The following is a 13,617-nucleotide window of genomic DNA, read 5'->3' on the forward strand; positions in this document are numbered from 1 at the left end:
CGCGCCGTCTCCTCCGGAGACATGACGCGCCGTCACTACGTGACGGAGCGTCACCCGTCGCTCCGCGACGAATATGTAACGCCGCTCCGCGGCGTTACCGCTGGCTACCAGGATAGGCGCCGGCCTTCGCTGGCCCCGTTACATAATCGAGAGTCGCGGCATCCTTGGCTTTGGATGCTCTCAAACGCTTTTTAACTGCGATTTTGTCTCCTGGTGCGCTTGATTGCTGGCAATGAGGTGGGGTGACCTGCGTTGAAAGGGCCCGCCAAGCAGCCTCTTCTGTACCTGATGTGTACCCATTATGTAACGCACTCAGCGCCGTTACATAATTTATGTAACGGATACTCTCCGTGCTACAGACGGTGGTCTGGACCTCTTGAACATTTCGATGCATGGAAAGCCCGAGAGAGCGTCGCACATTTCTGATGCATTCACTCGCCTTACATTATCTGGTTTCTGGTGGAGTGTTGGTTATTCTGTACTGATTCTCTCTCGATGGTGTTCTCCAAAGGGGCGAATCGTTATGTCTCGAAGCGGAATATCAGGATCTAATTCGGTGCTCGCATTTCTTGTGCTCGGGTTTCTTTGGTGTTGGCTCTCGGTGGTGGTCAGCGTGAGAATGACATGGCTTTTCGCCGCTCCTGGCAACAACGGGTGAGCACTACCCGTCAATGTCAACAACCAAGCCACCTCACCTGCACCACTGACGCTCAGATGACGAAGTACAACTGACACTCCCCCGCAGACCAGCACGGTGCTCATGCCTGGTCAGGGAGAGGGCGGTCATCCCTCATGCCTTCCGTTCGGGCGGTTGCCTGGGTCTGGTCTCGATGATCTCCATGTCGGTGCAGCCCGGCATCCTCAAGTGCTTTTCGGCGGACGGCCTGTCGCGGGCCACGACACACGCGTGCGGCTTGCAGCCTCGACACATACCGGTGGCTTTGCGCAACTCGGTCTCCAGCTCGCGGCCCAGCGCCCCGCCAGGACAGTGTTGTGGCGACAGCACCGTTCCGGACGTCCGGCGACACCTCCTGGGCGGCCGGGACGACGGCCCGCTCCAGCGGACTCAGGATGCTCGCCGTCCGGGAAGGCTGGCCCCGTTTGCGCGGCATGCCGGGCAGGCTCATGCCGTCGACGACCGCGACTCCTCGGACAGCACCTCCACCGCGGCGTAGCATGGCTCGCGCAGCCGCAGCGGGGCACTGACCTCCGGCTGCGCGTTGCCCTGCAGGTACGGGGTGCGGATGATGCGCATTTCCAGGCCTGGCTCAGCCTTGTTGGCGCAGCTGCACCAGACGGGAACCGCGTGGTAGATCCGGCACTCGCACTCGTCCGGCGCCTGCCGGGTCCAGAAGAAGATGAACCGCTGCCGCTGATACAGCACGGGGAACTGAGGCCTGTCCATGTAGGCAACGTAAGCCCGGTCGAGCACGAACACACCGGCCGCCGTCCGGGCGGGAAATGCACACGAACTCCGCGGTGCGCGGCCCCACTTGGTGGTGGTCGGCATTACTGGCTCTAACAAAAGTGAGTTGATCATGTGACTGTCGGCTTGATCGCTCGTTGATGTGGGCATGGGGAAGCGTCAGTCGCGGCCGTGGATCGTGTCGGACGAACTGTGGTCGCTCATCGAACCGTTGCTGCCCGAGCAGCCGCCGAAGCAAGTCGAGGGACGGCCGCGAGTGCCCGACCGGCAGGCCCTGTGCGGCATTCTGTTCGTCCTGCACACCGGCATCCAGTGGGAGTACCTGCCCCAGGAGCTGGGCTTCGGCTCGGGCATGACCTGCTGGCGGCGCCTTGCGGCCTGGAACGAGGCCGGCGTGTGGGACCAGCTGCACCAGCTGCTGCTGAACAAGCTGCGATCGAAGAACCAGCTGGACTGGTCGCGGGCGGTGATCCATTCCTCCCACGTCCGGGCCGCACGCAGGGGCCCAAAAGCGGCCCCAGCCCGGTCGACCGCGCACGCCCGGGCAGCAAGCACCACATCATCACCGAAGGCCAGGGGATCCCGCTCGCGGTGTCGTTGACCGGCGGAAACCGCAACGACGTCACCCAGCTGCTGCCGCTGTTGGACAAGATCCCGGCAGTGGCCGGAGTCGTGGGCCAGCCGCGCAGGCGGCCCGACATGCTCTTCGCCGACCGCGGCTACGACCACGACAAGTACCGCCGGCTCCTGCGCGAGCGCGGCATCCGTCCCGCAATCGCCGAACGGGGCCAGCCACACGGCACCGGCCTGGGCACCTTCCGGTGGGTCGTCGAGCGGACGATCTCCTGGCTGCACGGCTTCCGCCGCCTGCGCATCCGCTGGGAACGACGCGACGACATCCACGAAGCCTTCCTTGGCATCGCCGTCTGCCTGATCACCCACCGCCACGTCCAGAGGCTTTGTTAGTGCCAGTTAGAGTGGCATGGCTCTTCGTCGCTCATGCCTGCAACGGGTGAGCACCACCAGTCGGTACCGACGAGGTCACCGCACCTGCGCCGCTGGCTCCCAGACGGCGAGGCCCAAAACTGGCGCTTCCCCGCAGATCGTCAGTGGTCGTGTCAGGCGCCGATGCCGATGTAGGAGACGTAGGTGTAGGCGCCCCAGTCGGAGTCAAGTTCGGCGATGACATCGTCCCAGAGGTCTTCCATGGTGGCCAGGTCGCTGGCGACGAGGGCGTCGACGGCGTCGTCCCAGATGTAGCGGACCTGCCGGTGCTGGATCCTCAGGTTGTCGCGGCGGCGTGGCTCGTCGACGGCTGTCTGATTGACGGGGTGGATTTCGATGCGGGTGCCGCGGCCGCCTCGGTTGAGGTGCTGCTTGAGGGCGCCGGGGTTGGTGAGCACGTTGTGGGCTCGTAGGTTCCAGTAGGCGGTGTCGATCGCTTCGAGGTTGGCTGGGCGGGGGCGCTGGGTGCCGCGGGTCCAGGCTCGGATCGTTGTGGGGGTGGCGTGGATGCCGGCGTCGGCCAGGGCTTGGGGGCCGCCTTTGGTGGTGGTGAGGTAGCGCATGCGGGCTTTCAGGCCGCGGCGGGTGTCGACTGGGGATTTGATTCCGCCGTCGATGATCATGCGTTCGAGGGCGTCTTCGAGGGCGCGGGCGAGGGCGATTTTTCCGTGGACGTTTCCGGGGTCGCGGTCTGCGCCGTAGTTGCCGAAGTTTTTCCATCCGTCGGTCGACATCTATCGGGCGCTCTTCCTCGGCAGGGTGTATTGGTCTTTTTGTTTCATCTGGGTGGTGAGGCGGCCTTCGGTGAATACGGTGCGCCAGTCGCCGGTGACGTGGAGTTCGTCGGTGCCGCGGACGCGGACGACGGTCAGGCCGTTGCTGTGGGCGCGGTGGGATTTGTACCAGAGGTTGGCGAATGCCTGGGAGCGGATGATGTGCATCCAGTCGGGTCGGCGGATGTCGCGGTTGACGCTTGATTCTCCGATGGTTGAGGTGAATTTCGAGTACATGGCTTTGATGTATTCGACGGTGACCGTGTCGTCGGTTTCGAGGGCGTTGGTGCGGGCCTCGGTCAGGACGCGGCGGAATTTTTCCAGGAGGCCTTCGCTGGTGCCGGAGGTCCAGCATTCGGTGATGTGTGGGGCCTCGCACAGTCCGAGGCGGGCGCAGCGGATGAGGAGGCGGATGGTGGCGTCGTCGAGGAGGACGGGGCCGTCTTCGCGGCGGTTGCCGATGGGGTCGGGCAGGTCGGGGTGGTGCCAGGTGGGACGGGTGGGGAGGCGGTAGATGCCGGAGCGTTTGGGGTCGAAGCCGCCGTGGGGGTCGTGGATGAGGGCGCCGATGGGCAGGTGGGTCTTGAAGGCGGACAGGAAGCTGGCGTTGGTGTCGAGGGCGTTGACGGTGATCGGGGGGTGGGTGCCGTTTTTGAGTTCTTCCGTGAGGTGGGTGTTGGTCCAGTTGTGGCGGCCTTCCCAGATTTCGTCGGCGCCGTCCTTGGTTTTCTTCCGGAGGAATTCGAGGGTTTCCGGGTAGACGGTGTGTTCGTAATTTCCGCCGACGCGGGTCGCTTCGAACAGAGCCATTGCGTTCGGTACGGCCTTTTTCACCAGGGCTTCGGTCGCGGCGGTGAGGTCGCCGTCGCAGTCATGGAGGGCTTCGTCGACGGCGCGGGTGATCATGCCGGTGAAGTAGCTGTAGTCCCGGTTTGCGTAGCCGCCTTGGGGCGAGGGTGAGGCGGTGGTGCGGCGGGGTGATGGCCTGCGTGGGGCGGCGGTGTGGGCCGTCGGGGCGGGCTGGGTGGCCATGGGGTCCGGGGATGGGCTGGTGGGGGCTTGGAGAGGCGTCTGCGGGGTCGGTGCGGGGTCTTGCGGGGGCGTAGTCGGGGGCGTTTGGGGTGTTGAAGTGAGGGTGACGGGACTGGCGTAGGGGTCGGTGATGCGGGCGTGGGCGAGGTCGGCGTGGAGGGTGAGGGTGGCCTGCGGGCCGAGGTCGCGCTCGGTGACGGTGGCGTGGATCTGGTCGGCGTCGCGGGTCAGAGTGACGGTGATGTCGAGGCTGAGCGCGGCGATCACCTGGGGGTCGTCGGTGTCGACGGCAGCGAGGACCGGGAATTCGTGCGTGCGGGCCAGGTGGACGAGTGCCTGGGCGGCGTCGGTGATCTGGGCCGGGCCGGACAGCGGCAGCCGGGGGTCCTCGGTGGTCTGCAGGCGGTCGACCACGACAAGGGCCAGGCCCGGCAGGTCCGGGACGCTTTCGGTGATCGCGTCGGTGGTCAGGTCGGTGCCGTCGTCGATGTAGAGCGGGGCTTGGGCCAGGTGGTGGTGGAGGGCTGCGGTGTCGTCCTGTTCGGTGGGGGTGAGGCGGCCGGCTCGCAGGCGGCGGTAGTCGACGGGCAGGTGCGCGGCGACGATGCGTGCGGCGATGTCGGCGCGGGTGAGTCCGGAGGCGGCGTACAGGACGGGCTGGTGCTGGTCGAGGGCGCTGGTGCGGGCGGCGGTGGTGGCGATCAGGCTGGATCCGGCGCCCGGGGCGGCGGCGACGAGGTAGAAGCGGCCGGGCTGGAGTCCGCCGAGGACGTCGTCCAGGGCGCGGATGCCGGTCGACAGGCCCATCAGAGGCGTGGGCGTGGTGGTTTCACCGGTGGGGGCGGTGGTCGGGAGGACGGTGTCGAGGGCTTGGGCGAGTGCGGCCAGGCGTCGCGGGGTGCGCGGCGCAGCGATGGCTGGTGGGCCGCCGGCCGGGAGGGCGGGCTCGTGGCCGGTGCCGGGCATCGCGGGAGCGGGGGCCGGCGGGCTCGGCTCGGGCGGGGTCGAGGGGGGTTTGGGGAGGGCGGTCGGCGGTGTGACCGGGTGCTGGAGTACGGGATCGGCGGGGGTTGGAGCGGTAGCGGCCGGCGAGCCGGTGGGGGCGGTCGATGGGGCTGGGGTGGTGCCGGGTGAGGCGGGGGGCGTATGGGCAGGTGCAGGCGTGTCGTGGGCTGTCGGCGCCGGTTCCGGATGCGGTGCCGAGGACGTGGTGGGGGCAATGGCCGCTTTGGCAGGGGTAGTTGTCGGCGCGGGTGTGAGGTCTTTGGCGGCCTCGACTTCGGCTGCTGTGGTCGGGAGGGGGTTTTGGACTGCTTGCTGGCCCTCAGGGGGTGTTGCGGCGGAGTCTGGGGCTGCCGTTGCAGTCGGAGCCACGGTGTCGGGTGCGGGCTCGGCTTGAAGTGCGGGCGGCACGGGAGTGCCGTCCGCGGCTGCGGCGAGCAGGACGGCGACGGGGGTCTTGTGGCGGCGCAGTACCTGGGGGTGGCCCTCGGCGCTGTACTGGATCAGGTCTCCGAGCTTTTTGCGGGCGTCCGCGAAGCTGTGGGTCGGGGCTTGGGTGAGGTTCCAGCCCAGCTTGGCTGCGTGGGCGGGGGTGGTGAGCAGTGCGTGGTGCGGGCCGCGCGTCAGGGGCGTGGGTTGCCCTTGGACGGCTGCGTCGATCAACTGTTTGAGTGCGTTGCGGGCCCCGTGCAGCGTCGCCGGGCGGGTGCGCGCCATGGCGTGTGGTGTTTCCGCGTCAGGGGCGGTGGAGGTTGTTCCCGGGTCCTCCACCATGCCTTCAACTGGCTCGGGAGTGTTCTCGCCGTGTCGGCGGCCGGCGTCTTCGGGGTAGCTCAGGGGCCAGTGGCCCGCCCAGCGCGGAGCGGGGTCGGACGGTTCCGTCGAGGCTGCGGGCGGAGCAGCGGGGGCGGAGTTGTCCGGCATGGCAGCGCCGGAAGACGCCTCACTGGCAGTGCGGGATGAATGCGAGGAGGACATTCCGGGACTCCAAGAACAGACGCGGCAAGGGTTGCGAGGGGCAGGTCGGGCAGTCGGCTCGGGAGCGGCCGCCAGCGGCTGCGGAACGACCGGACGCCAAAAAATGTAACGCTGCTGCCCAGTCTAGCTGACGGTACATAATATTCACTGGAATTATGTACCGCCGGGGTGGGAGTCGCGGGTGATCACGGAACTGGTCCTGCTCAGGAGGATGGGTGGCGATGGGCGGAAACGGTAAGCCGGCTGTCCGGCGTGATCGGCAACCTGCCCTGTTGGGGTGGCGCGCTCTACCAAAGCCTTCAACTGGGTTCGGAGGCGGCCTGCTCAGCGGCCCGCGCTTGTCTCTGTGCCTCGTCCTCCGGCTCGTCGTAGTCCTCGTACAGCCAGTCGTCCGAGGCCTGCTGCTGGAACGCCCTCTCGCGCATCCGCTCCTCGTAGTCCTCGTACGTCTCGTCCGGATAAATCTGGCCGGTGCGTCGCTTGATCTCCTCGTCGCGCTCGCGGCGTTCGAGGTACTCCTGCACGGCCGGGTCGGCGTCCGCGCACGCATACCCTCTGCCTCGCCGGGTCGGCTCGGGCGGTCGCCGGCGGTCCTCGATGCGGTCGAGGACCGCGTGCCACTGGGCGGCGTCCACGACGCTCACGTCGAAGGCTTTCAGGAGTGCGGACAGCTGCTCTCGGCTGGGCAGGACCTTCCCGTTGAGGATCAGGTGGGCTGTCGAACGCGGTACACGGTGCCCGTCGGCTTTGGTCGCCTTTTCGATGGCACTGTAAGAGGGCCGGCCGGCTCTCAGGCGCAGTCGCGTCAGTTCCTGGCCCAGGGAGGCGGGGGTGCGGACTTGCCGGGTCCGTCGGCCGCGGCCGGCCAGGTGCGGGCGGGCCTTCTCGATCGCGGCTGCCTTCCAGAGGCTCAGGGCTGTCGCTTCTGCGTGGAGTGGCTGCCGGGGTCGCCGGCAGCGCGGGCGTAGGCGAGGACGGTCTCGAGCGGGGGCAGGTGGGTGCCGCGGGCTGGCTGAGGGTGGAGGCTCCGCGGTACCCGGGCGCGTTCGGTGGGCCGGTGCGCTCGGACAGGGTGGCGTAGGTGGTACGGGTGTCGTCCTTGAGCTGGCGCAGGTAGGCGGCCAGGGTCCGCAGCCGGGGGCTGGTGGCGGCGGCGACAGGTTTCGTGGGGCGGCCCATCACCGGCTGCGGCGGCGGGAGGGCTCGGCGACGTTGCTGGAGCGGCGGCCGGTGATCAGGTCGGCCACTGCGGCGGCCACCACGACCAGCGCGGCCGGGACGGGCCGGTTGCCGGCGGCCAGTCCGGCCGATGCCAGGACGACCACGACGATGACCACGACCTCGGGGATGCCCAGCCGACTGGGCTGGGTGCGGGCAGGGAGGCGGCTGGCGCAGAACGCCGGCGGCTCGGGGCTGGCGGCGGGCAGGGGAAGGACGGACATGAGCAGCTCCAGGAGGGTAGGGGTGAGGCACCCAACCCGGTGATTCGGGAAGGGATTGGTGCGAGGCGTATCCCGCCGTCGATGCCTCAAGGTTCCCTCGCCGACGCTCTCAAGGCCAGCCTGATCGGCGCCCGTTCAGGCTGACGTGTTCACCGTCGTGAAACGCAGGTACGTCGTTCGTCCCTGCTCAGACCACCTGGAAAATCGGGTTGACCCGAAACCGTCCAGGGCCTGCATCGTCCCCTGGTACAGCTGGCCGAGAGGCGTGTGAAGCGAAACTCCCGACTCCGGACACGAGGTCGAGTGGGCGACAAGGACCTCTGGTTCCCGTTCTTCGACCGGCAGCAGTCGGCCGAGGTGGGTGACGGAGAGCGGAGTACATATCCGCTTTCGGGGTGCACAGAGTGTGTGGCTGCGACAATGAAGTACCGCAGGGGGCGGGTGGGGCGACTTCGCTGTAGGTGAGGGTGCAGGCCTCTTTATGTGAAGGGGGAACATGGGGGCGTGGTTTGAGCGCATGGCGGCTGTCCCTGGCCTTGCCTTTGCCGGGAGTCCGGGTGTCATGCGGGAGGCGCTGCCGGGCGCAGGGGTTCGTCCGGACGAGTCGTACGGCTCGCCGATGTGGCCGACCGCCGAGGGGAGTACGTCTGCGACACCGGCCAGCCGGCATGTGCCGTTCGACGCGCGCGGCGCTGAGCTGATCGCCCGTGTCTGGGAGGCGCTGGAGCTTCCGGGCTCGGCCAGGGACTATCACTTTGTTCTGCAGAGCGCGGTCGATCGGCTGTGGAGTACACGTCGTGCGGAGCCTGGGGCCCTCGCCGCGCTTGAGGTGTTCGCCCTGCTGGACTTGGAGTTGATGGAAGCAACCCCGCACGCGGTGTCCTTCGACACCACTGATGCACCGGCGGCGTTTGTGCGGGTGTCCTCGGTGCCACGGTTGATCGGCCTGCTGGAGCGCGAGGGCGCCTTCACGGAAGCACTTGAGCTGGCGCGGCGGTTGGCCCGTTTCGGGCAGGGCGAGGATGTGGCGGCCCGGCTGTCGGAGAAAGCCCAGGCGCTGGTTGCCGAGGCTGCGGCACAGGGTGGATCGTCATGAGTGCGGGTTTGGAGCGACTGATCCCGGCTGCCTCCTACTTGGAGGAGGCGTTCTTGCGGTGGGTGCTCACGCCGGCCGTGGATGCGTCGATCGTTGCGCGGGTGCACAGTCAGCACCCGGTCACCGTCAACGAGCGCACTTACCGGCTGGACTACCTGATCGCGGGTGAGACGCTGCAGTTGGCCGTCGAGCTCGACGGGTTCGCCTTCCACAGTGACCGGGCCGCGTTCACCTACGACCGGCTGCGACAGAACGATCTGGCCGCGGCCGGCCTGACCGTTCTGCGGTTCTCCTACGACGCGGTGCGTACGGACACGGCGCGCTGCGTGGCGCAGTTGCAGGCGATGCTGAGGCAGGATCCGCTCCTGGCGGCGCTGGTGACTGCCGTGCCGCGTATCGAGATCCCGGACATGGCTGGCGATCCGATGCGGGCGGCCGATCCGCCTGCCGGTGCCGAACTGCCCTCAGGCGGGGCGTACTTCGCTGGTGTACAGGCCAGGGTGGACCGGGCGCCGTTGCGGGCGTGCCAGGACGAGGCATTGGCCGCGTTGGCGAACTACTACGCCTCCGGCGGCCGGCATGCGGCTGCGGTGATGGCGGTGGGGTCGGGCAAGACGGCCCTGGGGGTGGCGGCCACGTTGTCGTTTTGCCGACGGCGGGCGCTGGTGGTGACCCCGGGCTCGGTCATCCGCGGCACCTTCGCCAAGGCCATCGATGCGGGGATGCCGGGCAACGTCCTGTATGGGCTGGCGGGCGGGCCGCTGCTGCCCGGTGCCCGTCCGCCGGCCACGCTCGTCCTGGACGCGGACGACGGGCAGATCAGCCAGGTCAGCCGTGAGCGGCTTCTGGACGCGGACATCCTGGTCACCAACTTTCATGCGCTGGGCACGGGCGACAGTGACGGGGACCTGCTGGCCAAGCTGGAGGCGGAGGACATCGACTTCATCGTCGTCGACGAGGCGCACATCGCGGCCAGCGCCTCCTACCAGCGGCTGTTCGCCCACTTCCATGGTGCGCGCACCCTGCTGATGTCGGCGTGCTTCCAGCGTTTGGACGGCAAGCCGATCGACGCCGATGTCGTCTACCGCTACCGGCTGGTGGACTCCGTCGCGGACGGGTCGGCGAAGAATCTGCGGGTGCACCGGTTCGCTCCCGAGGTGGCGTCGACGGTGTATGAGGCGGTGTGGCCGGACGGGCGGCGCGAGCAGATCGTGGGCCGTGATGCTTTGCTGGCCACGCTGGGCGACGAGCGGAAGATGGCACGCATCACGGCACAGTCCGAGGCGCCGATCCGCCAGGTGATGGCCGTGACGCGGGCGTGTCTGGATGCGCAGGCCAAGCTGCTGGCGCCCGTCAAGCCGAGGGTGCTGTTCGCGGCGATGGGCCAGGCGCATGCTGAACAGGTCGCGCGGATCGCCGAGGAGTACGGGATTCCCAGTGCCACGCTGCACCACAGCATGCCCGCCTCCGCGATCGCCTCCACCCGGCGGCGCTTCGAGTCCGACGCCGGGGATCTGCAGGGCATCGTGCAGTTGCGGATGCTCGGCCAGGGCTACGACTTCCCGCCCATCACCGTGGTCGTGCCGCTGCGCCCCTATGGCAGCTTCGGCGAGTTCTACCAGTTCGTCGGCCGCGGTGTCCGCGTCCTGCGCCAGACCGCGGTGGCTGCCGAGCAGCAGTACATGGACGTGGTCTGCCATGCCGAACTCGGCCTGGAGGAGCATCTGGAGGCCATGTGCGCGGACAACGACATGGATCCCGCTGTGCTCCTGGATGTCCCGCTGATCGACGCCACCACCTTGGAAGGAGTCCTCCCCGGCCCCGGCGGCGCTGCGGAGGGGGCCGGTGGGGGTCTGGGCGGGGTGGACGCGTTCGTGCTGTACGAGCGGGGACGCGTCGAGCAGCGCGTGGTGCACGAGCTGGACCGGGTGGAGGCCCGAAGGACAGAGCGGGAAATGCAGCTGATGGCCCAGCGCTACGCCGTCTATGCGCAGAACACCGCTGCGCCGGTGCCGTTTGAGCAGTTCGTCGAGTACATGCGGAGGCTGACCGGTGGCCAGTGACCCGACACGCTGGTGGCAGCCGGCCGTGGAATGCAGTCCCGAGCAGGCGCTTGCCCTGGAGCGGGCGGCCGGGCAGCAGCAACGGTTCGCCGACATCGACGCCCTGGCGGCCAGACTGCTGGCCGCAGGGCTCGCCGGACGGCCGGTGGCCACCGTCGTCCCCGGCCGAGGACGCCACACGCCGGACACCGCCAAGGTGACGGCCCTCACCCGGGAAGAGGAAGTCTTCTGCGCCAACGCCTTCGGGGTCCAGGAGCAGCAGCGGCTCGGGGCGTGGTACCTCCCCCAGAAACTCTCGGTCAAGGCAGGGGCAGTCAATCTGCCGTATCTGCTGCGGGAACGCCCTGGCCACGCTCTGACGCTGGCCGCCGATGACACCGCCCGCCTCACCGCTGTGGAGGACTGGGACACGGTATTGCTGTGGGCGCTGCTGGTGCCGCTGTTCGAGACACTGCTTCAGCCCATCCGGCTGCGGGCAGCAGGAGAGATATTCCCTCGCACAGAACAGCAGCGGTTCTGGACACTCATCGAGGAGCGTTACCGGCTGCTGGGCGTCGACGCGAGCGCGCTGGAAGCCTTCCGCTTCGGCGGCGGCTGGCACCAGCTGGACCGTGCGGGACAGCAGCAGGCCCGCCTTCGTTTGCTGGACACCCTTGCCGCCGCCGACCTCGTGCAGCTTGCCGCACGTCACCGGATCCAGCGGTTGCAAGGGCTGATGGCTGGTTTCGCAAAGAAGGCCAGGACGGGAACAGCCCTGGCGCGCCGGGTGCTCACCAAAGAGCTGCAGCCGGTCGTCTCCGCGTACTTCGGGGGTGACTGGCTGGCGGTGCTGGATTACCTTCAGGCTCCCCCGCACCCGGATGAGGAGATCATCACCGCTCTGCCCGAGCCACGTCTGTACGTCGGCATGGCCACGCAGACGGCCGGTATGGCGGCCGAGGCGGGCATCGCGGAGGACGAGGTCCATGCGATGCTCGCGGCCTTCCTCGGCGGCGGCAGTTCTCTGTCTCCGGTGGAGGAGCGGGCTGCGGCCCTGCGCGGCTGGTGGGCAGGCTTCGACCAGGCGCATGCCGGCCAGTCACGGGGAATGCCGTCGTTGTGGGGGCTGGTCGATCAGGATCTGATGAGTCTGAACCGGACCGAGCAGGGGTATACCCCTCAGTTGTACCGGCAGCGTCTGCCCGCCGATGTCCTGGAACGGGTGGGGCGGCTGTGGGAGACGGTGACGCTTGCGCGGTATCCCGGCAGCATCGTCAGCAACCCGCGCCCGCACCAGACCATGGCTGAAGCCCTCGGTCCTGCGGCCGAGTTCTGGCACGGCGTGGGCCTGACCGCCTGGTTCGTGTGCGAAGGCCCCTACTCCCGCACCACCTTGGACCGCGTCGACCGCTACTACAGCAGGCCGCTGGCCGCCCTGCGCGCGGCCGGATGCCCGGTCGACACCGCCTTCTTCCGCGAACTGCAAGCCGCCGAACAACTCCTCGGGCCGGAGGAGGAGATCACGGACAGCGCGGACAGTACGGTCGAGACCCCGTACGGGCAGATGACGTTCACCTCCAGCATGAGTCACGGCGCCCGTCGGGACGGCTTCGAACGGTTACGGGACCTCATCACACGACACCGGCGGGCCTGGGCCGAGCAGTATCTCGGTGCCTTCGTGGAGGGCCGCTGGCGCTCCGAGTTGGAGGAGGTCGCCCACCAGCATCACCGCTTCGTCGCCGCCAAGGGGCGTCCCCCCACGCTGCCCCAGTTCGCCCGGTTCGCGATCACAGCAGCCAACCACTGGACGGGCGGCGACCTCGGGGCGCTGTACACGGCCATCGGCGAGCCGGCGTCTTCCCTGCAGGAGCGGCCCGCCCGCCTGCTGGCCGGCGACGGCTACGACTTCGCCCGCCGGGTGTACCAGGAGCTGGGCGGCAAGCCCGTCGACCACGACACCTGGGTGAACAACCCGGAAGAAACCCAACGGCAGTGGCAGCTCAGCCGCCTGGCCACCGAAAGCCTGCGCCACCTCCAACTACAGGAAGCACTCGGGCGGCCGCCGACCGCCAAGGAGTTCGGCGCCCAGCGGCTGACCTGGCCGTGGCCTGGCGAGGAAACCGAGGGCTGGCCCATCCTCCAGCATGTCATCGCGGCTCTTACTGGTACCAGCCTGCCGCCGATCGCACCCCCCTCCCCCGCCGTCCCGGCCAGCAACGGGGAAAACGCTGCTGGGCAGTTGCTGGCCAAGGGGGCCAACACGGCCGTGGCCACGGAACCGACGACGGTCCGCATCACCTGCACCGGCGCGCCCGTCGATGTCTCCGCTGTACTCCTCACCCGCAACGGCAAGGTACGCGACGACCACGACCTCGTCTTCTACAACCACCCCAGTCACGACGGGGTCAGCCTCGGAGGAGACACCGTCACCGCCGATCTGAACCTCATCCCCGACGACATCACCTCCATCGCCGTCATCGTCAGCATCGACCTCGAGGCCCAGCCCGCCGCAGTCTTCGACCAGCACACCCAGTGGCACGCAGATATCACCCAGTCTTCCGGCGCCCAACTGGCTTTCGCTCCGGGGCCGTTCTCATCAGGCGAGACCGTCACCGTCGCGGTGGAGCTCTACCGCCACAAGGCCGGATGGAAGGCCCGCGCTGTCGGGCAGGGCTACAACACCGGCCTCGCGGGCCTGGCTACCGACTACGGCATCAACATCGAAGCCTGACACCCTCTGTCTTGTACGCGAAGCCGTCGACAACCGGGTAAGTGCGGCCGTCGCCGTCGATCTCGCGTGCGAGAGCCGCTGCTGGTGCCC

Annotated in this window: 9 protein-coding genes; 4 read left to right on the forward strand and 5 right to left on the reverse strand. The window is 68.3% G+C overall.

Going from position 1 to position 13,617, the window contains the following annotated elements:
- Positions 1-1,123: 1,123 nt before the first annotated feature.
- The gene (locus SPRI_RS00005; protein WP_159039464.1) at positions 1,124-1,405 is read right to left on the reverse strand and encodes a DUF6372 family protein; all 282 of its coding nucleotides are present in this window, start codon (positions 1,403-1,405) and stop codon (positions 1,124-1,126) included.
- A gap of 169 nt (positions 1,406-1,574) precedes the next feature.
- Here SPRI_RS00005 and SPRI_RS36560 point away from each other — a divergent pair.
- Positions 1,575-2,392 (forward strand): IS5 family transposase gene (locus SPRI_RS36560; RefSeq protein WP_398777189.1). Its coding sequence is split into 2 segments (ribosomal slippage): positions 1,575-1,926 and positions 1,926-2,392, totalling 819 coding nucleotides; the frame shifts between segments, so codons are not numbered across the junction.
- Between the two features lie 152 nt (positions 2,393-2,544).
- On the opposite strand, the gene SPRI_RS00020 is transcribed toward SPRI_RS36560, so the two are convergent.
- The 4 genes from SPRI_RS00020 to SPRI_RS00035 form a co-directional block, all read right to left on the reverse strand.
- Positions 2,545-3,165 (reverse strand): hypothetical protein, encoded by a 621-nt coding sequence (locus SPRI_RS00020; protein WP_053556603.1) that lies wholly within the window; start codon positions 3,163-3,165, stop codon positions 2,545-2,547.
- Positions 3,166-5,202 (reverse strand): DnaB-like helicase C-terminal domain-containing protein, encoded by a 2,037-nt coding sequence (locus tag SPRI_RS36565; RefSeq protein WP_078951195.1) that lies wholly within the window; start codon positions 5,200-5,202, stop codon positions 3,166-3,168.
- A 1,313-nt stretch (positions 5,203-6,515) separates the two neighbouring features.
- Positions 6,516-6,860: a hypothetical protein gene (locus SPRI_RS00030; RefSeq protein ID WP_005322249.1), complete on the reverse strand. Its 345-nt coding sequence runs from the start codon at positions 6,858-6,860 to the stop codon at positions 6,516-6,518.
- Between the two features lie 534 nt (positions 6,861-7,394).
- Positions 7,395-7,658, reverse strand: coding sequence for a hypothetical protein (locus SPRI_RS00035; RefSeq protein ID WP_005322248.1), 264 nt, complete (start codon positions 7,656-7,658; stop codon positions 7,395-7,397).
- Positions 7,659-8,220: 562 nt separating this feature from the next.
- On the opposite strand from SPRI_RS00035, the gene SPRI_RS00040 reads away from it, so the two are divergent.
- The 3 genes from SPRI_RS00040 to SPRI_RS00050 are packed head-to-tail and all read left to right on the forward strand — an operon-like array spanning position 8,221 to position 13,527.
- The gene (locus SPRI_RS00040; RefSeq protein ID WP_106428586.1) at positions 8,221-8,754 is read left to right on the forward strand and encodes a hypothetical protein; all 534 of its coding nucleotides are present in this window, start codon (positions 8,221-8,223) and stop codon (positions 8,752-8,754) included.
- An 8-nt stretch (positions 8,755-8,762) separates the two neighbouring features.
- Positions 8,763-10,817 carry a DEAD/DEAH box helicase family protein gene (locus SPRI_RS00045; protein WP_005322246.1) on the forward strand — a complete coding sequence of 685 codons (2,055 nt, stop codon included), beginning with the start codon at positions 8,763-8,765 and terminating at the stop codon, positions 10,815-10,817.
- A complete protein-coding gene (locus SPRI_RS00050) occupies positions 10,807-13,527 on the forward strand; it encodes a TerD family protein (protein ID WP_037775708.1) in 2,721 nt (906 codons plus the stop codon). The genes SPRI_RS00045 and SPRI_RS00050 overlap by 11 nt, the downstream gene beginning before the upstream one ends.
- Positions 13,528-13,617: the final 90 nt, after the last annotated feature.

Origin of the sequence: Streptomyces pristinaespiralis (assembly GCF_001278075.1) — a bacterium.
GTDB lineage: Bacteria > Actinomycetota > Actinomycetes > Streptomycetales > Streptomycetaceae > Streptomyces > Streptomyces pristinaespiralis.